The organism is Sorangium sp. So ce362, assembly GCF_051519845.1.
Lineage (GTDB): Bacteria > Myxococcota_A > Polyangia > Polyangiales > Polyangiaceae > Sorangium.
Genome location: NZ_CP150332.1, coordinates 11,594,904 through 11,619,432, shown reverse-complemented (window position 1 = coordinate 11,619,432; position 24,529 = coordinate 11,594,904). Strand labels below are relative to the sequence as shown.

20 protein-coding genes and 2 pseudogenes are annotated in these 24,529 nt (G+C 72.7%); 12 read left to right on the top strand and 10 right to left on the bottom strand.

What is annotated here, in order from left to right:
• Positions 1-7 precede the first annotated feature (7 nt).
• From WMF17_RS44575 to WMF17_RS44545, 7 genes are read left to right on the top strand one after another with little or no spacing between them, the layout of a single operon-like run.
• Positions 8-1,036 carry a Nit6803 family nitrilase gene (locus tag WMF17_RS44575; protein WP_437599620.1) on the top strand — a complete coding sequence of 343 codons (1,029 nt, stop codon included), beginning with the start codon at positions 8-10 and terminating at the stop codon, positions 1,034-1,036.
• On the top strand, positions 981-2,300 hold the full coding sequence (locus WMF17_RS44570; RefSeq protein ID WP_437599619.1) for an MSMEG_0568 family radical SAM protein: 1,320 nt from the start codon (positions 981-983) through the stop codon (positions 2,298-2,300). Before WMF17_RS44575 ends, WMF17_RS44570 begins: the two co-directional genes overlap by 56 nt.
• Positions 2,197-2,703, top strand: a complete 507-nt coding sequence (locus WMF17_RS44565; protein WP_437599618.1) for an MSMEG_0567/Sll0786 family nitrogen starvation N-acetyltransferase — start codon at positions 2,197-2,199, stop codon at positions 2,701-2,703. The genes WMF17_RS44570 and WMF17_RS44565 overlap by 104 nt, the downstream gene beginning before the upstream one ends.
• The gene (locus WMF17_RS44560) at positions 2,700-3,686 is read left to right on the top strand and encodes a sll0787 family AIR synthase-like protein (protein ID WP_437651465.1); all 987 of its coding nucleotides are present in this window, start codon (positions 2,700-2,702) and stop codon (positions 3,684-3,686) included. The genes WMF17_RS44565 and WMF17_RS44560 overlap by 4 nt, the downstream gene beginning before the upstream one ends.
• Positions 3,683-4,915 carry an MSMEG_0565 family glycosyltransferase gene (locus tag WMF17_RS44555; protein WP_437647016.1) on the top strand — a complete coding sequence of 411 codons (1,233 nt, stop codon included), beginning with the start codon at positions 3,683-3,685 and terminating at the stop codon, positions 4,913-4,915. Before WMF17_RS44560 ends, WMF17_RS44555 begins: the two co-directional genes overlap by 4 nt.
• A gap of 8 nt (positions 4,916-4,923) precedes the next feature.
• A complete protein-coding gene (locus tag WMF17_RS44550) occupies positions 4,924-5,211 on the top strand; it encodes an MSMEG_0570 family nitrogen starvation response protein (RefSeq protein ID WP_437599615.1) in 288 nt (95 codons plus the stop codon).
• Positions 5,212-5,226: 15 nt separating this feature from the next.
• A complete protein-coding gene (locus WMF17_RS44545) occupies positions 5,227-6,138 on the top strand; it encodes a methylenetetrahydrofolate reductase (protein WP_437599614.1) in 912 nt (303 codons plus the stop codon).
• An 18-nt stretch (positions 6,139-6,156) separates the two neighbouring features.
• On the opposite strand, the gene WMF17_RS44540 is transcribed toward WMF17_RS44545, so the two are convergent.
• From WMF17_RS44540 to WMF17_RS44520, 5 genes are all read right to left on the bottom strand, one after another.
• On the bottom strand, positions 6,157-7,320 hold the full coding sequence (locus WMF17_RS44540; protein WP_437599613.1) for a flavin reductase: 1,164 nt from the start codon (positions 7,318-7,320) through the stop codon (positions 6,157-6,159).
• 77 nt (positions 7,321-7,397) lie between these two features.
• A complete protein-coding gene (locus WMF17_RS44535; RefSeq protein ID WP_437599612.1) occupies positions 7,398-7,766 on the bottom strand; it encodes a cupin domain-containing protein in 369 nt (122 codons plus the stop codon).
• Between the two features lie 13 nt (positions 7,767-7,779).
• On the bottom strand, positions 7,780-8,244 hold the full coding sequence (locus WMF17_RS44530) for a 1,2-dihydroxy-3-keto-5-methylthiopentene dioxygenase (RefSeq protein WP_437647014.1): 465 nt from the start codon (positions 8,242-8,244) through the stop codon (positions 7,780-7,782).
• Between the two features lie 55 nt (positions 8,245-8,299).
• On the bottom strand, positions 8,300-9,289 hold the full coding sequence (locus WMF17_RS44525) for an FHA domain-containing protein (protein ID WP_437599610.1): 990 nt from the start codon (positions 9,287-9,289) through the stop codon (positions 8,300-8,302).
• Positions 9,290-9,323: 34 nt separating this feature from the next.
• Positions 9,324-11,309, bottom strand: coding sequence for a methyl-accepting chemotaxis protein (locus WMF17_RS44520; protein ID WP_437599609.1), 1,986 nt, complete (start codon positions 11,307-11,309; stop codon positions 9,324-9,326).
• 412 nt (positions 11,310-11,721) lie between these two features.
• Between WMF17_RS44520 and WMF17_RS44515 the strand changes: the two genes are divergently transcribed.
• Complete coding sequence (locus WMF17_RS44515) at positions 11,722-13,485, top strand: sensor histidine kinase (protein ID WP_437647012.1); 1,764 nt, start codon at positions 11,722-11,724, stop codon at positions 13,483-13,485.
• Positions 13,486-13,566: 81 nt separating this feature from the next.
• Positions 13,567-15,036 carry a DegQ family serine endoprotease gene (locus WMF17_RS44510; protein ID WP_437599607.1) on the top strand — a complete coding sequence of 490 codons (1,470 nt, stop codon included), beginning with the start codon at positions 13,567-13,569 and terminating at the stop codon, positions 15,034-15,036.
• A 26-nt stretch (positions 15,037-15,062) separates the two neighbouring features.
• On the opposite strand, the gene WMF17_RS44505 is transcribed toward WMF17_RS44510, so the two are convergent.
• On the bottom strand, positions 15,063-15,992 hold the full coding sequence (locus WMF17_RS44505; protein WP_437647010.1) for a phosphatase PAP2 family protein: 930 nt from the start codon (positions 15,990-15,992) through the stop codon (positions 15,063-15,065).
• Positions 15,993-16,143: 151 nt separating this feature from the next.
• Positions 16,144-18,009, bottom strand: a complete 1,866-nt coding sequence (locus tag WMF17_RS44500) for a hypothetical protein (protein WP_437647008.1) — start codon at positions 18,007-18,009, stop codon at positions 16,144-16,146.
• Positions 18,010-18,489: 480 nt separating this feature from the next.
• Between WMF17_RS44500 and WMF17_RS44495 the strand changes: the two genes are divergently transcribed.
• Together WMF17_RS44495 and WMF17_RS44490 are read left to right on the top strand one after the other, a co-directional pair.
• On the top strand, positions 18,490-19,065 hold the full coding sequence (locus WMF17_RS44495; protein ID WP_437599603.1) for a hypothetical protein: 576 nt from the start codon (positions 18,490-18,492) through the stop codon (positions 19,063-19,065).
• Positions 19,066-19,184: 119 nt separating this feature from the next.
• A pseudogene (locus tag WMF17_RS44490) lies at positions 19,185-19,931 on the top strand (FkbM family methyltransferase); the annotation flags it as partial.
• A gap of 324 nt (positions 19,932-20,255) precedes the next feature.
• On the opposite strand, the gene WMF17_RS44485 reads toward WMF17_RS44490, so the two are convergent.
• Together WMF17_RS44485 and WMF17_RS44480 are read right to left on the bottom strand one after the other, a co-directional pair.
• A complete protein-coding gene (locus WMF17_RS44485; protein WP_437647006.1) occupies positions 20,256-20,981 on the bottom strand; it encodes a glutathione S-transferase family protein in 726 nt (241 codons plus the stop codon).
• A 126-nt stretch (positions 20,982-21,107) separates the two neighbouring features.
• Complete coding sequence (locus tag WMF17_RS44480) at positions 21,108-22,790, bottom strand: DEAD/DEAH box helicase (RefSeq protein WP_437647004.1); 1,683 nt, start codon at positions 22,788-22,790, stop codon at positions 21,108-21,110.
• A 479-nt stretch (positions 22,791-23,269) separates the two neighbouring features.
• Between WMF17_RS44480 and WMF17_RS44475 the strand changes: the two are divergent.
• Positions 23,270-23,356, top strand: a pseudogene (locus tag WMF17_RS44475) (glycoside hydrolase family 16 protein); the annotation flags it as partial.
• A gap of 79 nt (positions 23,357-23,435) precedes the next feature.
• Here the strand turns inward: WMF17_RS44475 and WMF17_RS44470 are convergent.
• On the bottom strand, positions 23,436-24,428 hold the full coding sequence (locus tag WMF17_RS44470) for an alpha/beta hydrolase family protein (protein ID WP_437599600.1): 993 nt from the start codon (positions 24,426-24,428) through the stop codon (positions 23,436-23,438).
• Positions 24,429-24,529 lie beyond the last annotated feature (101 nt).

Below are 24,529 nucleotides of genomic sequence, written 5' to 3'. Positions count from 1 at the left end.
GCCGTCCATGGAGTACAACCGCAAAGTCCGGGCGGCCGCGGTGCAGCTCAGTCCCGTCCTCGGCAGCCGGGACGGGACGACCGAGCGAGTCGTCGCCGCGATCGCCAGGGCAGCGAAGGAGGGCGCCGAGCTCTGCGTCTTCCCCGAGGCGGTCGTCCCGTATTATCCCTACTTCTCCTTCGTGCTCCCGCCGCCCGCCATGGGGAAGGAGCACATGCGCCTTTACGACGAGGCGGTCACCGTCCCCGGCCCGGTGACGCGGGCCGTGGCGGCCGCCGCGCGCGCGCACGGGGTGGTCGTGGTGCTCGGCGTGAACGAGCGCGATCACGGGACGCTGTACAACGCGCAGCTCGTCTTCGACAGGGACGGCGCCCTGGTGCTCCACCGGCGCAAGATCACGCCGACCTACCACGAGCGGATGATCTGGGGGCAAGGCGACGGCTCGGGGCTCAGGACCGTGGACACCGCGGTCGGGCGGCTCGGCGCGCTCGCCTGCTGGGAGCACTACAACCCGCTCGCGCGGTTCGCGCTCATCGCGCAGCACGAGCAGATCCATTGCAGCCAGTTCCCCGGCTCCCTTGTCGGGCCCATCTTCGCCGAGCAGATGGAAGTGACCCTCCGGCACCACGCGCTGGAGTCGGGCTGCTTCGTGGTGAACGCCACGGCCTTCCTGACGCCGGAGCAGGTCGGGGAGGTCGCGCCGAACGAGCAGATGCAGGGCGCGCTGCGCGGCGGGTGCATGACGGCGATCGTGACGCCGGAGGGCGCGCACGCGTGCCCGCCGGTGACCGACGGCGAGGGGATGGCCGTCGCGGACCTCGACTTCGCCCTGATCACGAAGCGAAAGCGGATGATGGATGCGGCAGGGCATTACGCCCGACCCGACTTGCTGCGGCTTTGGATGGATACGGCGGAGCGCTCGATAACGCTCGGCCCGGGCAGCCCCAAGGCCTCCTCCCTCGATCCTGCGGCGGTGGACCATGGATACCCAGACGCTGATCACCGAGCTCCAGTCGTTCGGCCTGAGGCTGGCTGAAGCCCCCGAGGGCGCCCCCGGCGCGGGCGCCGCGACACAGCAGGAGCCCGCGTCCGGCGAGGGCGAAAGCCGCCGCGCGGCGTGGACCTCGCGCCGCGGCGGGGCGGGGCCGACCCAGCACGTGGCGGCGACGCTCCGCGGCGCCACGGTGATGATCCCGATCCACACCGACCAGGCTGCGGCGTCGCCGTTCGTGGCGCGGATCGGGCGCGACGGGGCAGGGACCGTCGAGCGGGACGGCAGGGAGCTCGCGCCGATCGCCCTCGTGAAGGCGCCGCGCTTCTATGCCCTCTCGACCGAGGACGGCATCCCCTACCCCAAGATCGCGCTGTTGCACGGGGCGGACGTGCTCGCCTCGACGGTGCTCCAGACGTGCATCCGGTACACGGAGCGCGAGACGGCCTGCGCGTTCTGCGCGATCGGGCAGTCGCTCGCGGCCGGGCGCACCACCGCGAAGAAGACGCCGGAGCAGCTCGGCGAGGTCGCCGAGGCGGCGGCGCGGCTCGACGGGGTGCGGCACGTGACGCTGACCACGGGCACGCCGCGGTCGGCCGATCGCGGGGCGGCGCACCTCGCCGACTGCGCGCGCGGCATCAAGGCGCGCGTCGACCTGCCGGTGCAGGCGCAGTGCGAGCCGCCCGACGATTTCGCCTGGTTCGGCCGGATGCGCGCGGCCGGCGTCGACAGCCTGGGCATGCACCTCGAGGCGGTCGAGGACGCGGTGCGCGCGGCCGCGATGCCGGGCAAGGCCGAGGTGAGCGTGGCCCGGTACTTCGAGGCGTTCGAGGCGGCCGTGCGCGTGTTCGGGCGCGGGCAGGTGTCGACCTACCTCATCGCGGGGCTCGGCGACTCGCTGTCTTCGCTGCTCGACGCGAGCGAGCGGCTCATCGCGATGGGGGTCTATCCGTTCCTCGTCCCGCTCGTGTCCATCCCGGGGACGCCCGCGGCCGATCGCGCGCCGCCCTCGGGGGACTTCATGCGGGCGCTCTACGCGCACATCGGCCCGCTGCTGGCGCGGTCGGGGTTGCGCTCGACCGACGTGAAGGCGGGCTGCGCCCGCTGCGGCGCCTGCTCGGGGCTCTCGGGCTTCGAGGCAGAAGGCCCGGCCGCGGCGCCGCCGGCGGCCGGCGCGGCATGGACATCAACCTCGGAGAGCTCCGATGACGCCACATTACAGCTTCGAGCTTGTGCAGAGCAGGGACACGTATCTGGCGTACCTCCGCTTGCGCCGGGCCATCTTCTGCGACGAGCAAGGGCTGTTTAAGACGACCGACGAGGACGACTGGGACGCCTCCGCGTTCCCCATCGCCGCCGTGCAGCACGGGGCGCCGGGCGGCGAGGCGGTCGTCGGCACGGTGCGCATCTACGAGGCGGAGCCCGGCCTGTGGTACGGCGGCCGGCTGGCCGTCGAGCGCGCCCACCGCAAGCAGGGCGTGGTCGGCCGCGGCCTCGTGCAGAAGGCGGTCACCACCGCCCACGGCTGGGGGTGCCACCGGTTCCTCGCGCTCGTCCAGGCGGCCAACGTCCCGTTCTTCGAGAGCCAGAGCTGGCGCTCGCTCGAGGAGCGGGCGTACCGCGAACGCCCGCACCACCTGATGGAGGCCGACCTCGCGAGCTACCCGCCGGGCGACGAGCCCCGCCCGCTGCCCGGGCAGAGGTTCCGCTGACGCTCGCCGGCATCGCGGCCCAGCTGCGGGGCGCGCTCGGCATCCTCGCGAAGCGGGACGTGCAGATCCCGGCGCGGTACCTGTCCGGCGAGCCGGGCGCGGGCAGCGCGGCCGACCGGCCCGCGGCGCTCGGCGACGACTGCGCGGCCATCCCCGACGGAGACGGCTACCTGCTCCTCGCCGCCGAGGGGATCTGGCCGGCGTTCCTCGAAGGCGATCCGCGGTTCGCGGGCTACAGCGCCGTGATGGTCAACATCAGCGACATCTACGCGATGGGCGGCCGCCCCATCGCCGTGGTCGACGTCGTCTGGGGGACCTCGGCCGGCGCGCTGGAGCCGGTCTGGGAAGGCATGGTCGCCGCGTCGCGCGCCTACGGGGTGCCGATCGTCGGAGGCCATACGAGCGCGCGCAGCCCCTACAACGCCCTCGCCGTGGCCATCGCGGGGCGCGCGCGGCGGCTCATCACGAGCTTCGCGGCGCGCCCCGGCGACGTGCTCGTCGCGGCGATCGACCTGCGCGGCGAGATGCACGCGGAGCACCCCTTCTGGGACGCCTCGACGGGAACGGACCCGGCGCGGCTCCGCGGCGATCTCGAGGTCCTGCCCGCCCTCGCCGAGGCGGGCCTGTGCGACGCGGGCAAGGACATCAGCATGGGCGGCGTCGCGGGGACGCTGCTCATGCTCCTGGAGACGTCCGGCGCCGGCGCGGTGCTCGACCTCGCCGCCGTCCCGCGGCCGCGCGACGTGCGCGATCTGTCGAGCTGGCTGCTCGCGTTCCCGAGCTACGGCTTCCTGCTCAGCGTGCGCCCCGACGCCGCCGGCGACGTGCTCTCGGCGTTCGCGCGGCGGGGCATCGCGAGCGCGGCGGTCGGCGCCGTCGACGGCTCGCGGCGGCTCACCCTGGAGGCCGCCGGCGAGCGGCAGACGCTCTGGGACCTCGCCGCCGAGCCGCTCACCGGGTTCGCGGGCGAGGGCGCGCGATGAGCGCCGGCGCGACAGACGGCGCGACGAGCGCCGGCGCCGCCACCGGCGCGCCGCTCTCGGTCGCGCTCCTCACCTACTCGACGAAGCCGCGCGGCGGCGTCGTGCACACGGTGGAGCTCGCCGAGGCGCTCCACGACCTCGGCGTCAAGGTCTGCATCTACGCGCTGAACAAGGACCAGGGCGGCTTCTACAGGCCGCCGCGCTGCCCCGCCGTCCTCGTGCCCGCCGCGCCCCCGCCGACGGGGATCGACGCGGTCGTGAGGCAGCGCATCGCGGAGCTCGAGGTCGGGCTGCGCCGCCTCGGGGCGCGGCACGACATCTGGCACTCCCAGGACTGCATCAGCGCGAACGCGCTCGCGGCGCTGCGCGCCGAGGGGCGCGTCCCCCACTTCCTCCGGACGGTGCACCACCTCGACGACTACGACAGCCCCTACCTGCGCGCCTGCCAGGAGCGCTCCGTGCTCGAGGCGGACGCGTGCCTCGTCGTCAGCGAGGCGTGGCGGAGGACGCTCCGGGCCGATCTCGGCGTCGACGCGGCGATCCTCCCGAACGGCGTGAGCCTGCGGCGCTACTCGCCGGCGCCGGACGGACGGGACGCGGAGCTCCGGGCGCGGCTCAACGCCACGGGGTCGCCGCTCTACGTGACCGTGGGCGGCGTCGAGCCGCGCAAGAACTCGATCGGCCTGCTCAAGGCGTTCCTGTCGGTGCGGAGGCGGCTGCCCGGAGCCCAGCTGATCATCGCGGGCGGAGAGACGCTGTTCGATTACGCGCCCTACCAGCGCGAGTTCGAGGCGCTCGCGCGGGAGCACGGCGTGTGGCCGGCGGGCGCGTCGCCGGCGGGCGCGCCGCCGCCGCCGCTCGTCCTCGCGGGCGTGCTCCCCGACGCGCTGATCCCGCCGCTCTACCGCCTGGCCGACGCGTTCGTCTTCCCGTCCGTCCGCGAGGGGTTCGGGCTCGTCCTGCTCGAGGCGATGGCCTCGGGCGCGCCGGTGGTGAGCTCTGCTCAACCTCCCTTCACCGAGTTCCTCCGAGACGGCGAGAGCGCGCTGCTCGTCGATCCCTCGAGAACAGAGGATCTCGCGCGCGCCATGGAGGCTATCCTGGAGGAAGGCGTGAGGCGGCGCCTGCGCGCCGCGGCCATCGAGGCCGCGGCGCGGTACACGTGGGAACGCTCGGCGCGCATCGCGGCCGGCGTCTACCGCGAGTTCCTGGGATCCCGCCGGAGCTAGAGCGACGTATGCCGGAGATGCGCTTCGTGATCGAGTGGCCGAGCGGCGAGCACCAGGTCTGTTACTCTCCGTCGCTCGTCGTGAAAGAGCACATCGACGTCGGGGAGAGCTACACAATCGACGATTTCGTGTCGCGTTGCCGGAAGGCGCTCGAACTCGCGAGCGAGCGGGTCTTCAAGAAGTACGGGTTCCCCTGCAGCCTGGCGCGGGCGGAGGCGGCGCGCATCGCGAGCGCGGCCGCGCGATTCCGCGGCCAGAGCGGGGCCAAGGTCCGGGTCCTCAGGTTCGTCGAGTGACGGAAGGAGCAGCCTATGGTGTCGAAATCGAAGATGGAGCGCCTCCTCAGCGAGCGCCAGTTCCTCGTGTCCGCCGAGCTGACGCCACCGCGTCACCACGACCTGGAAAAACTGCTGAAGCACGCCCGAAACATGGCCGGGCATGTCGACGTGGTACAGATCAATGATCACCTGCTCTCCCAGGCGCGCTGCGCCAACATGGCCGTCGGCCATTTCGTCAAGCAGGAGGGGCTCGAGCCGGTGCTCCAGTTCTCGCTCCGCCACAAGAACAAGATCGCCCTCCAGGGCGACCTCCTCGGGATGGCGGCGCTCGGGCTCTCGAACATCATCGTCCTGGGCGGCTATCCGTGCGCCATCGGCTCGGATCCCGACGCCAAGGAGGTGAGCGATGTCGACAGCTTCGCGGCGATCGAGCTGACCCGCCGGCTGACGCGCGAGGGGAAGCTCTTCAACGGAGACGTCATCTCGCCGGCGCCTTACTTCCACGTGGGGACCATCGATTTCCCGTGCGCGGAGCAGGCGATCGCCGGGGCGATGGACCGGCTCAGCGCGAAGATCGACGCGGGCGCGAGCTTCATCCAGGTGCAGGCGGTGTTCGAGCTCGCGCCGATGCGCCGCTGGATGGCGGCGGTGGTCGAGCGCGGGCTCCACGAGCGCGCGCACTTCATCGCGGCGATCTTCCCGTTCGCCGGCGTGGATCGGCTGAGCTTCCTGCAGAAGGTGCCGGGCCTCGTGGTCCCGGAGCACCTGATCGAGCGCGTGCGCCAGAGCGGCGACGCCGAGGGGGAGAGCTACCGGATCACGCTGGAGCTCGTCCGGGGGCTCCGCGACATCCCGGGGCTCTCGGGCATCCACATGCGCTCCATCGGCGCGGAGGACTGGGTGCCCCGGCTGGTCGAGGACGCGGGGCTCCGGCGGGCGGCGTGAGCCCCTGCGGGCGTTGGCTCACGCCTTGTGCGCGATCCAGAGCAGCGCGAGGCCGTTCATCCTGCGCTCGCGGCGATCGACCTCGAAGCCCGCGCCGCTCAGATCGGCGCTGAGCCGGTCCTCGGTGTGGCGGTAGGTGGCCTCCGCCGCGTCGGCCCACGCGAGCATCGCGTGGGCCGTCGACGGGTTGTACCGGTGGCTGCGCAGGTAGCCGGCCATCGCGACGCGGCTCATCCCCGGCGCAGGCTCCAGGAGCGCGACGCGGCCGCCCGGGCGGAGCACGCGCGCCGCCTCGGCCAGCACCGGGCCGGGCTCGGGCACGTGCAGGAGCAGGTTCGACGAGGTCACCGCGTCGAACGAGGCGTCGGGGAACGGGAGCCGCGTCGCGAGCGCCTCCCGAAAGGTCACGTTGTCCAGGCCGAGCGCCTTCGCCCGCTGCGCAGCGCGCTCCACCATCGCCGCCGTCGCGTCGATCCCGACCGCCTCGTGGCACCGGCGCCCCATCTCGCGCGTCAGGCGGCCCGTGCCGCAGCCGAGGTCGAGACACCGATCCTCCACGCCCGGGTCGAGCAGCGTGACGAGCTCGTCGACGAGCGTCGCATAAGGGCCCTCCGCCTGCATGCGATCGAAGAAGTCGACAAGCTCGTGGAACGGGGTCGCCTGCTCCTTCGCGGCATACCGGTCACGCCACCGCCAGACGTCGTCGAGCGCCTGGTACGTGCCCCGGTAATACAGGAGCGGCGCGCCCGCCTCGCCCCGCCCTGACGAGAGCGCGCGGCCGACATAGATGATGTGATCGCCCCCGTCGTACGCGTGCTCCACCTTGCAGTCGATGAAGGCGAGCACGTCCTTGAGGATCGGGCAGCCGGAGTCGGCCACGTGCGCCTCGGTGAGCACCGCCTGCCGATCGATGTCCGTGCCCTTGCCGGCGAACAGGTCCGAGATGTCCCGCTGCTGCTCCCGCAGGATGTTCACCGCGAAGACGCCCGACGCCTCGATGGCCGCGCTCGTGCGCGACCGCCGGTCCGCGCAGAACAGCACGAGCGGCGGGTCGAGCGAGACGGCGCTGAACGAGTTCACCGTCATCGCCTGCGGCGTGCCGTCCTGCACCGTGGTCACGAGCGTGACCCCGGTCGCAAACTGGCCCAGCACCTTCCGGAACTCGGCGGGATCGAAGAGCATAGGACATAGTACGCGCTCGGCGCGCACCGGGGATCCAGGATCTGCGCCGCTCGCGCCCTCGCGCCGCGGGGCGGAGCTCATCCGGCGTCGCGCCGCGCGAGGTCCGGCGCGAAGGCCGGTATGCAGAGGGCGAAGTACTCGCTCTCCTCGTCGAACGGGTTGCTGTAGCGGACGCGCTGTTCGGGCTCCGTCCAGATGGCCTGGCCGGCAGCGAGGTCGACCGTCTCGCCCGCGATCTCGACCCGCATGCGGCCGCGGATCATGAGCGTCAGCTCGCCGAACGAGGGCGTCTGCGCCGGCTCGCTCCACCCCGGCGGGGCCACCATGTGCGCCAGGCTGAAGCCGTCCGTGCGGGTGTTCACCCGGCCGAAGAGCTCCTCGATCAGCTTGCCGCCGGGGACAGGGATCCGAGTCGCGGACGTGACGAGACGGTAAGGGTGCGCCATCGGGGCCTCCAGATCAGAAGGCGCGCGTCCGATCGTCGGACACGCGGTAGAGCTGCATGAGCAGGTGACGGCCGCCGAACGGCTGCAGGTAGCGGAGCGCCGCGGCCTTGCTCGCCACGAAGCGGTGGTAACGCCGCGCCGGCACGACCACGAGATCTCCCGCGCCGACCCAGATCCGCAGCCACTCGTCGTCCGTGCAGCGGATGTCGTAAAGGCCGTGCCCCTCGACGAACAGCCGCACCTCGTCGCCGAGATGACAATGCTCGTCCGCCTCCCGCGCGCTCTCCGCCTCGTCGCGAGGATTGCTCGTGTCGCGGCGGACCTCCTCGTGATCCGTCCATCCACGCTCCGCATGGATGCGCTGCAAGGCCAGCGCGGCTGCGCCCGGGTCGAACGCGCCGCACCCGATCCCTTCCGCCTGCAGCTCCGCCTCGGTGTACTCGATCTCGCCTTCAGCGCTCATTCGGATCGCACGCATGCGCACCCTCCGGGACTGCGCTCTTCGACCTCTGCGCGCGCGCGACGTCAAGACGCTAACCGCGTCCAAGCATCCACATGAGTCCTGCAATGCTGAGACCCAGCACACCCAGCGCGAGCAACGCAATGAGCGCCTCCGTGAACCCCCACCCGCCGCCCTGGGCGAGGCGAGGAGCCACCGCTGCAGGCTGCGAGTTCGGCGATAACGTGCTCGCGGAGGCAGGCGGAGGCGTCGGCGTGGAAGGCGCAGCGGGCTCTTCCGTCAAAGGGGGGTCGAACACCGCGTCTGGACGGAGCGGCTCGCACGGGCTGCGCTCGATTTCCGCGAGCGCCTCGGCGGCCGGATGCTCGAATACGAGCCGATCGGCCGAGATCGCGAGCACCTGTCCAGGACGCCAGATCGTATCGAACTGAGGCACCGGAACGCCGTCGAGCAAGGCGCCGGAGCGCGATCCGAGATCCTGAACTGAGAATTGATCGCCCCTGCGCGTAATGGCCACATGACGGCGGGATACGTCCGGGTCGTCGAGCCCAAGATCGGTGTCCTTGGCGCGCCCGACGAAGTAGGGTCGCGCCGACTCCGGAAGGCGCAGGACGCGGCCCTGGTCCGGGCCGTCGACGACGAGGACGCGCGGCGTGGGATCCTCGTCCTGAGCCGCCAGGCCGCGGGCGACGAGCTCGAGGGCGAGCTCCCTGGCGGCCGCGGCCGGGGCTCCCTGCGGGACCGCCGCCTCGATCCGGAGCGCGAGCCACACGCGCCCGATGCGGATGCGGTCGCCGGTGCGCAGCGGCATGGCCGTGCGCGGGGCGATGCGCGTCTTGCCGAGGTAGGTGCCGTTGTCGCTGCCCTCGTCGAGGAGCAGGTAGGTGGCGCCGCGCTGCCGGATCGACGCGTGCCGGGGGCTCACGGTCGCGTCGGGGAGGCGGACCTCGCAGCCCTCCGCGCGGCCGAGGATGATGCGGGGCGCGTCCAGGGTCAGGGAGAGCTCGCCCCCGCCCTCCCTCCCCGCTCCGGCGGGCGCCAGCACCACGATCGTCAACGCCATCGACGCTGCCTCTGCGCGGAAGGGCGGCGAGGGGTCAAATCGCCGCCGTGCGACGCATCCGCTCGGCGGCGCTGACGAGCTGCCGCACCGCCTGATCCTGCTGCCGCGCCGCCTCCTCGATGCGCTTGCCGGCCTCGACCAGCTGCTCGCCGCCGCGCGTCTGGCTCCGGTGCGAGGCGTTGAGGCTGTGGACCATGTTCGAGATCTGCTCGATCGCGCTCGTGATCTGGCGCCCGCCGCGCGCCTGCTCCTGGCTCGACCGCTCCACGTGCTGCGTGATGGTCCGCATCTTCTCCGCGCTCTTCATGATGAGCTCCGAGCCGCGCGCCTGCTCCGCCGTGGCCGCGGCGATCTGCTGCACCGTCTCGGCGATGCGGCCGATCGCGTCCGTGACCTGCTTCGACCCCTTGGCCTGCTCGACCGTGGCGCGGGCGATGGCGCGCACCATGTTGGTCGACTTCTGCGAGCTCTCGAGGATCTTCTTCAGGGCCCGCTCGGCCTCGTTCGACACCTCGACGCCGCGGTCGACGTTGTGCGCGCCGCGCTCCACGGCGGCGATCGCGTTCTTCGACTCGGACTGGATCGTCTTGATGAGCTCCGCGATCTCCTTCGTGCTGCCGCCGGCGCGCTCGGCGAGGTCCTTGATCTCGTCGGCGACGACGGCGAAGCCCTTGCCGTGCTCGCCGGCCTGGGCGGCGATGATCGCGGCGTTCAGCGCGAGCAGGTTCGTCTGCTCGGCGACGTCGTCGATGACGGCCAGGATCTGCCCGATCGCCTCGATGCGGAAGCCGAGGTTCGAGATGACGGCCACGGCCTCCTGGCTCGACTCCTTGATGCGGTAGATCTCGCCGATCGTCTTCAGGATGGCCTCGGCGCCCTTCTCGGCGTCGGTCGCCACCTCCTCCGAGAGCCGGGCCGTCTCGTTCGCGTTCGACTGGACCTGGTCGATCGAGACGTCCATCTGGTTCATCGAGGAGCTCGTCTCCTCGGCCGTCAGCGCCAGGGCGTCGACGTTCTTCGCGACCTCGCGGATCGAGTACGCCATCTCCTCGATCGACGAGACCGTCTCGCGCACGCTCGACCCGAGCTCGCCGACGTTCTCGGCGACCTCCTCGTTCGTGGCCGTCATCTCGAGGATGCTCGAGCTCGACTCCTCGGCGCTCGACGCGAGCGACTCGACCGACTGGGCGATGTTGGCGAGGGCGGTCGTCATCTCGCGGATGTAGACGGTGGCCTGCTCGCTCGCGTGCATGACGCTGCTCACGCCGTCGCTGAGCTTGGGCAGGAGCTCGTCGAGGAGCACGGTGGCCTGGGCCAGCTCCGTCCGGCGCTGCTTGTCGCGCAGCTCGGCCTGGGTGATCCGCTCCGCGATGCCGGTGAGCTCCGTGTAGAGGCGCGAGAGCTCGGGCGGCGCGCCCGGAGGGACGCGCACCCGCTCGCCGGCGGTGGCGCGCAGCACGGCGTCGACGAGCGCGTCGACGTCGATGTCGGGGCCCCGCTGCGCGAGGTCGTTCACCTTGCGGGTGAGCGTCGCGCACTCCCGCTCGAGGGTGTCGCGCTCCTTCACGAGCCCGTCGCGCTCGCGGCTCAGGGTGTCCCGCTCCCGCTCGAGGACGTCGCGCTGCCGCTCGACCCCGTCGCGCTCGCGGCTCAGGCCGTCGCGCTCGCGCGCGAGCTTGTCGCGCTCCTCCGCGAGCGCGTGGCGCTCCTCCGCGAGCTCGACCTGCCGGCCGGCGATCTCGGCGATCTGCTCGTAGGTCTCGGCGACGTCGGCGGGGGCGCCCTCGGGCAGCTTGGGGCGCTTGCCCCGCGCGGCCGCGCGGAGCGCTTCGCGCAGGCCCCCGAGGGGGACGCCGCCCTTGCCCGCGAAGCTCGCGTAGATCACCGCTCCCCCCGCGAAGATGCCGAACAGCATGAACAGCTGGCTCGAGATCTCCGTCAGCCACTTCGACGCGAGACTCAACCCGATGCCGGCAAACGCGAGGATTACGGCGATGGCGATGGCGAGCTTGGAGTTCATTTCGTGCGTTCCAGCGCGATCGAGCAGCGGCGCTTGCGTGGCCCAACGTGCACCCGACGACCCCGAGGACGACCGAGCGTAAGAGGCGAGTGCCCCCCGGTGCAAGGAGAGCGCGCGGCAGAAGCGCGGCGAGCCGCCGGCGGCGGGCGAGCAGCGGACCGAGCGCTCCTGGGCAGAGGCGCAGGGTCGGGCCGCACTGTAAGGCCCCGGCGTGTGGGGAAGTCGCGATGAACTTGGACGATCTCGACCCGATCGCGTATGCACGGAGATGCGGCGGAGAAGGTTCGCGCCGCGGGGGCTCGGCACGGGCGCCGTCCCCCCCACGCCCGACCCCTGAACACCGCCGCAGACCGCGGCGGCCGCCCGGCCGTCCTGGCCGCCGGGGTGGCCATGCGGCCGCGGCCGCCCCGCCATGCCCCTCGCCGCTCGCCTCCTGCTCGCCTTCGGGCTCGTCGCGATCATCGCGACCGCCTTCGTCGGCCTGACCCTGCGCGAGGCGTCGCGCGAGATCATCGAGAGCGGCTTCGCCGATCGGATCGCCGCGGCGCACGCCGGCGTCCGGCAGCAGCTCGCGTGGGAGGCCGAGGCGCTGCGCGATCTCTTGCCGCCGCTCTGCCAGCACGACACGTTCGTCGACAAGGCCCACGTCGAGCTGGAGCGGGGCAAGGGCGACCCGGACGCGATGGACCCGGGCAGCCGCATCGCGCTGCGCCGGCAGGTCCCGAGCCAGGCCAAGGCGCTGCGCCTCGACGAGCTGTCGCTCGTGGCGAGCAACGGGAGCGTCCTCGCGGCCGAGGACGCCTCGCGCATCGGCGCCCGCGACCCGCGGCTCGCGGAGCTGATCAAGGCCCCCGGGGGCGCGCCGCGGCTCCGGCCGGCGAAGGCGGGGGGCGAGCCGTCGCTGGAGGTCCACTGCGCCCTGTCGCGCCACGGGGTGACGATCGGCCTCGTGGGGGCGCGGCGGATCGGCCCCGTGCTCGCGCGGATCGGCGACGCGTACCACGTGCGGCTCACGGCGGCGACCGAGGGGCGGCCCGCCCCCCGGAGCAGCGAGGCCGAGGTGGTGCGCGTCCTCGACTTCACGGAGATCCCGGGCCTCGACGTGGTCGCCTCGGTGTCGCGCGAGCCGCTGAAGCAGGCGCTGGCCCGGCTCGATCGCGCGATCGCCCTGACCGGCGCCACGGTGCTGGCGATCGCGCTCGGGATCGCGGTGGTGCTGGCGCGCAGCCTGTCGCGGCCGATCGCGGCGCTGGCCCACGAGACGCGCGAGGTGATGAGCGGCGCGCCGCGGCGGGTGGAGGGGCGCGGGGGGCGGGAGATCGCGGATCTCGCGGCGGCGTTCAACGCGACGATCGACGAGCTCGCCGCGATGCGCAAGCGCCTGGCGGCGACCGAGCGGATCGCGGCGCGGCGCGAGGTCGCGCGCCAGATCGCCCACGAGATCAAGAACCCGCTGGCGCCCATCCGCGCGGCGGTGGAGACGCTGCGGCGGCTGCGGCAGCGCGAGGATCCGGCGTTCGACGACTACTTCGAGGAGGCGACGTCGACGGTGCTGAACGAGGTGCACCGGATCGCGAACATCGTGACCGAGTTCACCCGGTTCGCCCGGCTGCCCGCGCCCCACCTGGAGCCGGTCGACCTCGTGGCGGTCGCGCGCGGGGTGGTCACGCTGCACGCCGCGCCGGCGGGCGAGGCGATGGTCACCGAGACGCGCGGGACGGGCGGCGCGGCGGCGGCGCGCGTGGAGCTCGTGGCCGACCCGATCCCGAGGGTGTCCGCGGACCGGGACCAGATGATCCAGGTGCTCACGAACCTGGTCCAGAACGGGCTGGACGCGGCGGGCGCGATCCGGCGCGATCCGCGCGTCTCGGTGACGATCGGCCCGCTGCCGAACGACCGCGTACGGATCGTGGTGCGCGACAACGGGCCGGGCGTGGCCGAGGACATGGTGCCGCGCCTGTTCGAGCCGTACGCGACAAGCAAGGAGAAGGGGACGGGGCTGGGGCTCGCGATCGCGCAGCGGATCGTGTTCGAGCACGGCGGGGAGATCAGCTACCGCAAGGCCCAGAAGGGGGGCGCGGTCTTCGAGGTCTGGCTGCCGGTCGGCGGGCCGCCCCTCCTGGAGAAGCCGCCGGGGGAGACCACGGTGCGGCCGCGAAGGCCGGAGGCGCCGTGACGGCGGCCGGACGCGGCGGGCGGGGGCACGGGAGATGAATGCGGCGCCGGCATGCATGCACGCTGGGCTCTTTCTCTCGCCGTGATCACCGCGCTTCCGCTCGGCTGCCTGGACCGGGGGGAGCGCCGGGTCGAGCAGATGGCCGAGGCGACCCCGCCTGCGCCGGGGCCGCTCGACGTGCCGCCCTCCGCCCGCGAGGCGGTCTCGCTCCAGGAGGGGTTCGCCCCGATCGTGTCGCGCGTGAGCCCCGCGGTCGTGAACGTCTCCTCGGTGCGGTTCGTGCGCCCGCCGGTCCCCGAGCGCATCCCGTTCTTCTCGAACCCGTACTTCCGCGAGTTCTTCGGGATGGACGGAGACGCCCAGCGCGGACCGGAGGGCCAGCCGCCGAGCCCTCGCGTGCAGCGCGAGCAGAGCGTCGGGTCGGGCGTGATCGTGTCGCGCGAGGGCCACGTGATCACCAACGCGCACGTGGTCCAGGACGCCAGTCAGGTGCGCGTCGCCCTGCCGGGCAGGCCGGAGATGAAGGCGACGGTCGTCGGCGTGGACGCGAAGACCGACGTCGCGGTGCTGAAGCTCGACGGGGGCGAGTTCGCGTTCGCGCCGTTCGGCGACTCGGACGCGGTGCGCGTGGGGGACTTCGCGCTCGCGATCGGCAACCCGTTCGGCATCGGCCAGACCGTCACCCAGGGGATCATCAGCGCCGTCGGCCGCGGCAACATGGGGATCGTCGATTACGAGGACTTCCTCCAGACCGACGCGGCCATCAACCCGGGCAACTCGGGGGGCGCGCTCATCAACATGGCGGGCGAGCTGATCGGGATCAACACGGCCATCCTCGCGCGCGGCGCGCAGGGCAACCAGGGGATCGGGTTCGCCGTACCCTCGAAGCTCGCCCGCGCGGTGATGGAGCAGATCGTGGAGCACGGCCGCGTGATCCGCGGCGCGCTCGGCGTCGCGATCCAGGACGTGTCGCCCTCGCTCGCCGAGGCGCTCGGGCTCCCGCCGGACACGCGCGGCGCGGTGGTCAGCGACGTGTCCGGCGGGAGCGCCGCCGACAAGGCCGGCCTCCGGCGCGGCGACGTGATCGTCGCGCTGCGCGGAGAGCACCTGACCGACGGCCGCGAGCTGCGGATGCGCATCGCCGAGACGAAGCCGGGCACCCCGGTGGAGATGCGCGTGCTCCGCGACGGGCGGAACCTCGAGCTCACCGCGACCCTCGACGAGCTGCCGGAGCCGAAGCCGGAGGCGCCCACGCCGGCGCCGACGTCGACGGGCGCGCTCGGGATCGAGATCGCCGCGCCCTCGGACGAGCTGCGGCGGCGGTTCGAGATCCCGGCCGACGTGAAGGGCGCGCTCGTCCTGGGGCTGAGCCCGGGCAGCCCTGCCGCGCGGGCCGGGCTGATGCCGGGGGACATCGTCCTGGAGGCGAACCGGAAGCCGGTGACGAGCCCCGAGCAGCTGAAGCAGGAGGTCGACGCGACGGGGAAGCAGCCGGTGCTGCTCCTGGCGTGGCGGGAGGGGAAGACGCGGTTCGTGCTTGTGGAGCGGTGAGCCGCGGCGGCGGGCGCCGCGGCCGTTCAGCCGGCGGGCGGTCGGCCGTCGATCCTGCTCGGCCGGCGCCGCGCGACCTCGATCCCCGAGACGCAGACGGCCAGCCACACGCCGCCCGCGGCGAACCCCGCGAGCACGTCGCTCAGGTAGTGCACGCCGAGGTATATCCGGCTGAAGCCCATCGCCACGGTCCAGCCGAGCGCGAACGCGACGAACGCCACGCGAGCGCGGAGCGTCCGGAGGAACAGGATCGCGAGGTACGAGAGCATGCCGAACGTCACGAACGTGCCCATGGAGTGTCCGCTCGGGAAGCTCCACCCCATGGCGACCGCGAGCGGCTCGTCGAACAGCGGCCGCGGCCGCGCGAACAGGGCCTTGAGCGCCCGGTTGAGGAGCCCGCTCCCGGCGAGGGCGATCAGCCAGCCGACCGCGAGGACGCGCTGCCGCCGCTTCAGCAGCACCGCGGCCACGACGATCGCCAGCACCGTGAGCGCCCAGCCGCTGCCGAGGTACGTGAAGGCGCGGAGCGCCGTCACGCCGGCGCTGCTCGACGACGCGTGGAGCGCGCGCGCCAGCGCGAGATCGACCTGAACGATCGACGCGCCGCCGCTCACCGCCTCCGCGAGCGCGACGAACACGAGCGCGGCCAGGGTGAGCACGAGGCCGAGGGCGAGGTGGATCACGAGGTACTCGGCCGCGGAGAGCTCGCGCAGCACGCGCGCGACCGCAGGGAACCGGATCGAGAGCCGCTGCGTGACCGGGTGCTCGGCCGCCGCGCTGTAGGCCCGGGCGGCCCGCGCCCACAGCACCCGCGCGTGGCGCTCGGAGAGGCGGGCGACCGCGACGAGCCCGAGGAGCACCCCCACCGTCCCGGCCAGGAGCAGCGCGAGCAGCAGAAGAGGCCGCGCGCCGACCGCCGAGGCGAGCTGGTCCGCGCGGAGATCCAGCGCTTCCATGGCGGAGCTCTAGCACGCGGCCCTGCCGCGGGGCTCGCTGAGGGCGCGAGCGACACGAGGGCATCCGGCGCCGAGAGATCGCGCACATGGGTACGGGTCGGTGCTCGCGTCCGGCAGCGGGTGGGAGACGCCGCCGACGGAGGCCCCGGCGTCAGCGCCTGGATGCGGCCGCGGCGGTGGACACGACGAGGCGCCGGAAATGCTCGATGCCGAGGAGGTTGCACAGGCTCTCCAGGTGCTGCCGGCGCGCCCTGTGCTCGTCCAGCAAGCGCGCGACGGGCCCGTGCCCGAGCAGATCCACGGCGATGCTGTCTCGCGAGAGGAGCACGTCGCGCGCGTAGGCGTGGAGCGGCCCCGCGATCGCGTCGGCGCGCGTGGCGTCCGCCGAGCGGCGCTCCTTGACCGAGCGGCCGCGCCACGCCGCCGCCGCTCGCCAGATCTCGCCGGTGACATAGAGCAGATCCCGCGCGAGCCGGCGCGTGAGCCCGGCCCCCTGGAGCGGAAGCAGGGAGTTGCTGTTCACGAGGATGCTGCGCGCGGACGGCAAGAAGCGACGCACGATGGCGTCGTGGAGGGCCGCGTGCGTGCTTATCGGGGAGGGCAAGCTGAACGCCAGCCGCACGACGGATGGGCTCGCGTACGGGGTGAAGGTCCTCCACCAGAGGAAGCGCGACGTGAGCGCGCCCCAGCGGCCATACCGCTCGAAGAGGTAGAATTGATCGAGCACGTCGTGCAGGTCGGGCGAGCGCCGGAACATCGCCTCGACCACCGCCAGCGTGCGCTCGCGGACGGCGGCCGGAATATCGGGTGAGCGATAGCCCAGCGCGGTCAGGCGGCGCCACTTCCGGACGAAGAACGCCGCGACGTCGCCGGCGCTGGCGCTGGCCACCCGCCGGTACTGGCCGGGGCGAGCGTAGTAATAGCCACGGAAGACCTCGCCTCCGCCCCCCTCGAAGTTCAGGGGGCGCTCGTCGTCCCAGCTCGGATAGCTGTCGATGGCGCGCTTGGCGCTGGAGTCGCCGTTCATGTGAAACGCGATGAGATCCGCGTGACGGCTGAAATCATCGTGGATGGGCATGTCCAGCTCGCGGTGCGCGTGGCGCACGCCCGAGAGGGCGGCGATGCGCCTGGCCACGCGCACGTCGAGGCTGTCGGCCGCGCCGGTGGTCCTGGCGACGATGCGCTCCGCCGGCACGACCGACGCGAGCAGCGCGAAGGCCGCGCGGCTGTCGATGCCCGCGGTCAGGTCGGCCTGGACCGTGTCGCAGCCCGCCGCGGCGAAGCGCGTGTTCTCGCGCATGGTGTCGACGATCTGGTCGGTCCGCTCCCTGACCGCGGCCGCGTCACGCGCATCGACGCGGCGCTCGAACAGCCCGAGCGGCGCGGCGAGCCGCTCCAGGCGGCCGCCCCGGAAGCGCAGCCAGTGCGCAGGATCGCACGGCTCGACGCCCGCGAGCAGCGGCCGCCCGCCGATGGACCAGTCGGCCGCGAGGATCGAGCACGCCGAGGCGCGATCGATCTCGACAGGGCACGCCCCGGTCGCCGCGAGCGCGACGTCGTGCGGAGAGACGTAGAGGACCCCGCCCGCGTGCAGGGTGCGCAGCGCCCGGCGGCCGAGCAGATCCGAGATCACCGCGACCGTGCGCTCCGCGCGGTCGACGATGATGGCGGAGAAGTTGCCGTCGAGCGCAGCCACGGAGGCCCCGCCGCCCGACGTCCAGGCGCGGAGGACGGCGCTCGCGGGCGACGCCCTGGATTCGCCCTGGAGGTCGCCGAACAACAGCACAGCGTGCGTGTCGGTGACCACCTGCTCGATCAGGGTGAGCCGCGGCCGCGGCTCCGGCACGAGGAGCGCCCACCCGCCGCCCACCTCCGGCAGGACCGTCAGCGTGATCCGGGGCTCCGGCCCCACCGACGGCATCCGCTCGCCGATGAGCAGCGCCGTACGGCGAAGAAACGCGGCAGGGTCGCGGTCGTTCGCGTCCGGCAGGTCGAAGGCGGCGATGAACGAAATCAAGGGATCCTCAACTGACCTGTGATGCCCGTCCGGAGAAGCGGGTGATGCGGGTGATGGAGAGCGACCGCGACGAGCGCTTCGCGTGATGAGGCCCAGTGACGGAGAAGCGCGCAGGCGAGCGCGAATCTAGGCGGGGCTCCCCCATCGCCGCAAGCACCTGAGCGCCGCGTCCATTTTCTGTTTTGCCAATTGACACAACAGAAATTCCGCCTCATCCTGCCCTCCGTGACAGCAGCACCAGGCCGTCCGCGCGGCAGACCGAGGAAAGATCCAGAGCGGCTCTCGACATGGGTCCCGCCCGACGGCTGGTCACGCCTGGTTGCGTGGGTCTCGCCGGAGGAGCGGAAAGCGCTGAAGCGCGTGGCGCTCGAGGCGAGCACCTCTGTCGCGGATCTCGTGCGCGCCCTGGCGAGCGGCCTCGCCGGGGGCGTCATCACACCGGAAGAGCTACTCGGCCACGTGAGAAAGGGCATTCAGGTCATGGAAAAGATTCCGACGATCTTCGATCGTGGCGACGACTTCAAGGTGCTCCCGCGGCCGCGCCAGGGCTGCGAGTGGGTCTTTGCGGGCGAGGGCCGCCCCACCGAGAAGCTCGACGGCACGAACGTGCGGCTGACCCTTCGCTCGGGCCATGTGGTCCGGGTCGAGAAGCGCAGGAACCCGAGCAAGCTCCAGAAGCAGCAGGGAATCATCGACGGCTGGTACGTCGACGCGGACGAGCACGGACCGGAAGACAAGTGGATCTTCGAGGCGGTCCGCGAGACCGACTTCCAGCGCTGGCCGGACGGCGAGCACTCGGCCGAGGCGCTCGGACCGAGCATTCAGGGCAACCCGCTCGGGCTGACAAGGCACCTCTGCGTGCCGTTCAACCTCGAGATCCCCGTCTACGACGAGGTCGCGAGGACCTATGAGGGCCTCCACAGCCTGTTCTCGCACCTGGAGAGCCGCTTCTCCCCGGGCCACCTCGCCGAGGGGATCGTGTTCCACCACCCCGACGGCCGGCGCGCCAAGATCAAGCGCAAGGATTTCCCCGGGACCTCCGGGAAGTCGCGCTGAGGCGGCGGTCGACGAGCCGGAGCGCAGGGTGCGCCGCCGCCGCGGCTCTCGACACAACCCGCGTGGCCCGCTTGCGGGCGCGGGCCCAAACCCTACAATCACCCCCCGGAGGCCCAGCCGTGCCCAGCCCTGCCGATCTCCGCACAGATCCGGCCTTCCTCCCGCTCGGCCGCTCGCTCGCGATCGGTTACGGCGACCCGGCCCGCGACGCCGCGATGGATCGCCTCTACGCGCGCTTTCTCAAGCCCGGCGACCTCGCGTTCGACATCGGCGCGCACGTCGGCGACCGCGTCGCGTCGTTCCGCCGCCTCGGCGCGCGCGTCGTCGCGCTGGAGCCGCAGCCCCTCTGCGCGCGCGCCCTTCGCGCGCTCTACGGCGCGGATCCCGACGTCACCCTGGTCGAAGCCGCCTGCGGCGCCGCGCCCGGCCGCCTCGTCATGCACGTCAACACGGCGAACCCCACGGTGACCACCGCCTCGCCCGCCTTCATCGCAGCGGCCGCCGGTCAGCCCGGCTGGGAGGGACAGGTGTGGGACCGGCAGATCGACGTTCTCGTGACGACGCTCGACGAGCTGATCGCGACGCACGGCGCGCCGGTCTTCATCAAGATCGACGTCGAGGGCTTCGAAGACCAAGTGCTCGCCGGCCTGACCCGGCAGCTGCCGGCGCTCTCCTTCGAGTTCACCACGATTCAGCGTGACGTGAGCTACCGCTGTCTGGACTACCTCGCGACCCTCGGCGCGCACCGCTTCGACATCGCGCTGGGCGAGAGCCAGCAGCTGACGTTCGAGCGCTGGCGCAGCAAGCAAGAGATGGCAGACCACCTTCGTGCCTTGCCGCACGAGGCGAATGCCGGCGACGTCTATGCGATCGCCACGGCGCAGGAGCCAGAACCCCGCGCCGAGAGCGACGACGAGACAGAAGCCGCGGAGCGCCCCCGACCATCACCGAGACGACGCATGATCCGGTCCTCTCGTTTCAGCAGAGATCTGCTGTCACGGACGACCTTCCGCGCCGCGCCCCGGACGTCGATGTTCTGCCCGCCAAGCCGGAGCGCGTCGGCACGTTCCACGACGACGGGCCGGAATCCGTAGCGCGCGAGCCTCAAGACGAGGGCGGGACCGGCGATGCTCGCGCCCGGGATCAAAGCAGTCCAATGTTCCACGGAGGATGAGCTCCTATCTCTTACTCTACTCTCCGCGCGAAGCGCCCGGCTTCCAGTCGGCATAGTAGCGCTGCCGCATACGCTCGCAGTAGGCGACGAGGTGCGGCTGGGCCTCGGCGTGGCGCTTCACCGGCGAGTCGGCGGGGAAGCGCAGCACGCTGACGAGGAACGCGTACACGGTCGCGTCCACGGAGCTCGGCTCGGCCCCGAGCATGAAGGGCTGGTCGCCGAGCAGGGCGGCGAGCGCGGTGAGGTCCGCCTTGCCCATCTCGTAAACCTCCTCGCGGCTGTGGAGCCCGGTGCCCTGCGCGCGGAGCATGCTCTTTATCCTCCTGCGGATGAGCTCGACGATCGGACCGCCGATGACCGGGGGCATGAGCGACAGGATGATGGGGCGGTAGACCGCCCACGCGTCGGGCTCGACCCAGCGCGCGTACACCACCACCCAGTAGAACGCCTCGTCGAGCATGCGCCGGATCACGTGGCCGCGCGCGCGCGCCTCGGGGGCAAGGTGGGCGTCGAGCCTGTCGCCGTGGACGCGCTCCAGGTGCTCGATGATGAGCTGCGAGTCGCCCATCCTGCGGCCGTCGATCTCGACGTGCGGGATCTTGCCCTTCGGCGCGCCGCGCACCTCGCCGGCGCGCACCTCGTACGGGAGGCCGGCCATGCGCAGCCAGGTCTCGAGCTTGACGCAGAACGGGCTGATGTTCGGGATGCCCCACGCGGCGGGGCCCTGGTAGAGGGTGATCATGGCGGTCCTCCGCGGCCTGCGGGCCACGCGGCCCACCGGGCGCTGCAGCCTACACGGGCGCTCGCCGCGGAGCGACCCGGCAGGCGCATTTCCGCGGGCAGATCGAGCGCCGCCGGGGTGTCCGGCTCATCGCTCCTCGCGCGGCGCGGTGACCCTCGCCCACACCGCGAGGATCATGGCCTGTTCCAGGGTGCTCGGCGGGGCATGGCCCCTCGGGGGCTCGGCCGGCAGGGTCACGGGGGGCTTTCCCCTGCGCCACGGCGCTTCGTGGCGCGCCGAAGCGCCGGCCGCGGGGCCGCGGCGCGCGACCTCGTAATCGACGGCGGCCACCGCCTCCTCGAGGGTGGAGAAGCGCTCGACCAGCTTGCCATCCAGCAGGACGTGCCACCGCTTCCCGCGACCCCCGCGGGCAAGGACGACGACCTCGCTGATCGCTCCAGGCTTCCTCTCGAAATGAAGCGTGAGGCCGAAGCGGCCGAGAGAGGCCCACGCATTGCGCGAGATGGCCAGCACCTCGGGGTCGACGCGGAGGCTCACGGGATCGAAGTGCGCGGCGCGCTCCTGGATCTCGCGCAGCGTGATGCGGCCCGCCTCGACCTCGAACCCGGGGTAGTCGAAGGCCACCTGCCGATAGAAGCGGCCCGCCTCCGCGGCGTCCCTGCCCTCGAGATCGAGGTCGCGGGGCATACCGAAGAGCGAGGGGAGCGTGCACAGCTGGAGCGAGGAGAGGTCGACGAAATCGAGGATGAGGCAATCCTTCTTGCCTGGATGGAGGCGGGTGCCGCGCCCGACGCACTGGGCGTAGAGCCCATCCGAGCGGGTGGGGCGGGCCATCGCGATGCAGGAGACGCCAGGGTCGTCGAAGCCCTCGGTGAGGACAGCGACGTTGGTGAGGACCTGGACGCGCTCTTCCCGGAAATCGGCGAGGACCCGGCCGCGGAGGTCGGAAGGCATGTCGCCGTGGACATAGGCGGCTCGGACGCCGAGGTGGTTGAGCGCCTTCGAGAGGTTCCTGGCGTGCGCGACCGTGACGCAGAAGGCGATGGTGCGGCGATCGCGGGCGAGCTCTTGAATGGAGCGGGCGACGAGCGCGTTGCGCTCCTCCATGTCGACGGCGTCCTCGAGCTCGTCCGTGGCGAAGTCGAGGCCGCCGGCGTCGAGGCGGGAGAGGTCGGTGGCGGTGGCGACGCGGTAGCCGGTGAGGGGGGCGAGGTAGCCGTCCGCGATCATCTCGGGGAGGGTGCGGCTGTAGACGATCGCCTCGAAGACCTCGTCGAGGCCCTTGCCGTCGCCGCGGGCCGTCGTGGCGGTGAACCCGAGGAGGGTGCCTGTCCACGCGGGGTCGAAGGCGCCGAGCTGGCGGAGGACGCGGCGGTTGTCCTCGGCGGGGGCGTGGTGGCATTCGTCGTAGATCACGAGGCCGATATCGCGGCCGCCGGTGACCTGCTCCAGCCGCTTCTCGTGGAGGGAGCGGATGGAACAGACGATGACGCGCGCGTCCGACGAGGCGCGGAGATCGCCCTGCTCGACGGCGACCGTGGCCTGTCCGCCGAGGGCGCGCTCGATCTTGTCCTTGGCCTGGAAGAGCAGCTCTTCGCGGTGGGCGAGGACGAGGACCTGCCGCCTGGCGAGGCGGGCGAGATGGGAGAAGATGACCGTCTTGCCAGCGCCGGTGGGGAGGCACACGACCATGCGCCGGACGCCGCGTCTGCGGGCCGCGAGCACGGCGTCGACGGCGGCGCGCTGGTACGGGCGCAGGGCGGGCGCGCCGGGGCCCATCGGTGCTGAGGCTGTCGTGGGGTGGGTCATGCGCTCTCGTGCTGGCGGCGCGGCAGCATAGCCCGGAGCCCCTGTCCGTGCTCTTCACGGCGCGGGTCCGCTCCGCGCAGGCCCGGAGGGCGCTCGAGGCGATCGCTCGCCCCGCCGCGCCTAGGCGTAGCGGCCGCGGCGTGGCCTCCGGGCACGCGCCGCCCGCGATCCCTCGGGGGTGATCTCCGTGGCTGGCGCCTCGTCTTCTCGGACGAGTTCAACGGGCCGAGCGGGTCGGCGATCGACGGCTCGAAGTGGTCGGCCGAGACCGGCGGCCACGGCTGGGGCAACAGCGAGCTGCAGCACTACACGAACCGGCTCGAGAACGTTCGCCAGGAGAGCGGGGCGATGGTGATTTCCGCGACGCCGCAGGGCGCCGATCAATAGGCCGAGCTGCGGCGAGATCGATATCATGGAGAACGTCGGCCACGAGCCGTCGACGCTCCACGGCAGCCTGCACGGTCCCGGGTATTCCCGTGGCGGCCGGCGGCAACTGGCCGGGATCGCCGAACGGGTCCACGTCCTTCCCGCAGCGGATGCTCGTCGACTACGTGCGCGTCTACCGGCGCTGAGCGGCGGCCGGCGTGGGCTGCGCGACGGGGCGGCGCGGCCCAACCTGGGTCGGCTCGCGCTGTCGCGCTGTCGCTACGGCCCCAGCCGCTCCATCGCGTCGACCGCCGCGCGCCGGAGCGCCTCCCCTTGATAGACGACCGCGCCCGCGTGCCCGGTGTCGAGCCACCGGAGCTCGCTCGCCCTCCAGAGCGCGTGGAGCTCCTCGACCTGCTCGGGGAACACGTACCCGTCGTGGCGCCCGCCCACGATGACCACGGCATCGGACCGCCGCGGCGCCGGGTGGCGGTCGAGATCCGCGGCGCCGAACAGCGCTCCGAGCCGAGCCCGCGCCGCCGACGCCCCGCCCAGCGCCTCGAACTCGACGCTGACCGACAGCATCCCCTCGGTGAACACCGGCACGACGCTGCGCCCCGCGCCGAGGACCGCCACCGCGAGCGGCCGCGCCGTCACCGCCGCCGCCAGCGCGGCCGAGACCCCGCCCATGCTGAAGCCGACGACGCCGATGCGCTCGTACCCCTCGCAGGCGAGATGCTCCACGAGCGCCCGCGTCTCCTCCACCGTCGCGAGGTTCATCAGCAGATGCTCGGCCACCGTGCGGATGGCCGTGCCGCGCTGCCCCGCGGGCCGGCGCAGCCCGTACATGGCGTTCTCCAGCAGGATCACCTCGATGCCCTCGCGCGCGGCGAGCGGCCGCCACAGCCGCGTCCGGGCCGCGAAGCCCTCCTCGCCGGACGCCGCCAGCGCCACGTAGACCGGCCGCCGGCGACCTTTCGCGGGCGCCGCCGGCGCGATGCGGCGCACGAACGCCGTGCTCGCGCAGGGCGGCAGCCCGGGGCACGCAGCCGCGAACCAGCCGTCGGTCACCTCGAGGGGCCCTGCCCGCCGCCCCCTACCCCAGGTGACGTCCGCCGCGCGCGGCGGCGCCGCGAACCGCGCGACGGCCGGCAGCCGGCCGAGCACCCCCTCGTCTCCCCAGCCGCCCGCGAACAGCCGGCGGCGGCGCGACAGGACGGCGGCCGCGTGATCGAGCCAGTGAACGGAGCGCGATCGCGGCGCCGCGCTCATGCCTCCTCGTCCAGCACTCCACATCGGGTTGCCATCGTAGCAGGTCGGCCACCCCGCGGGTGCGCGGCGGCCTGGCCGGCCCGGCGCGGCTCGGCTTCTCG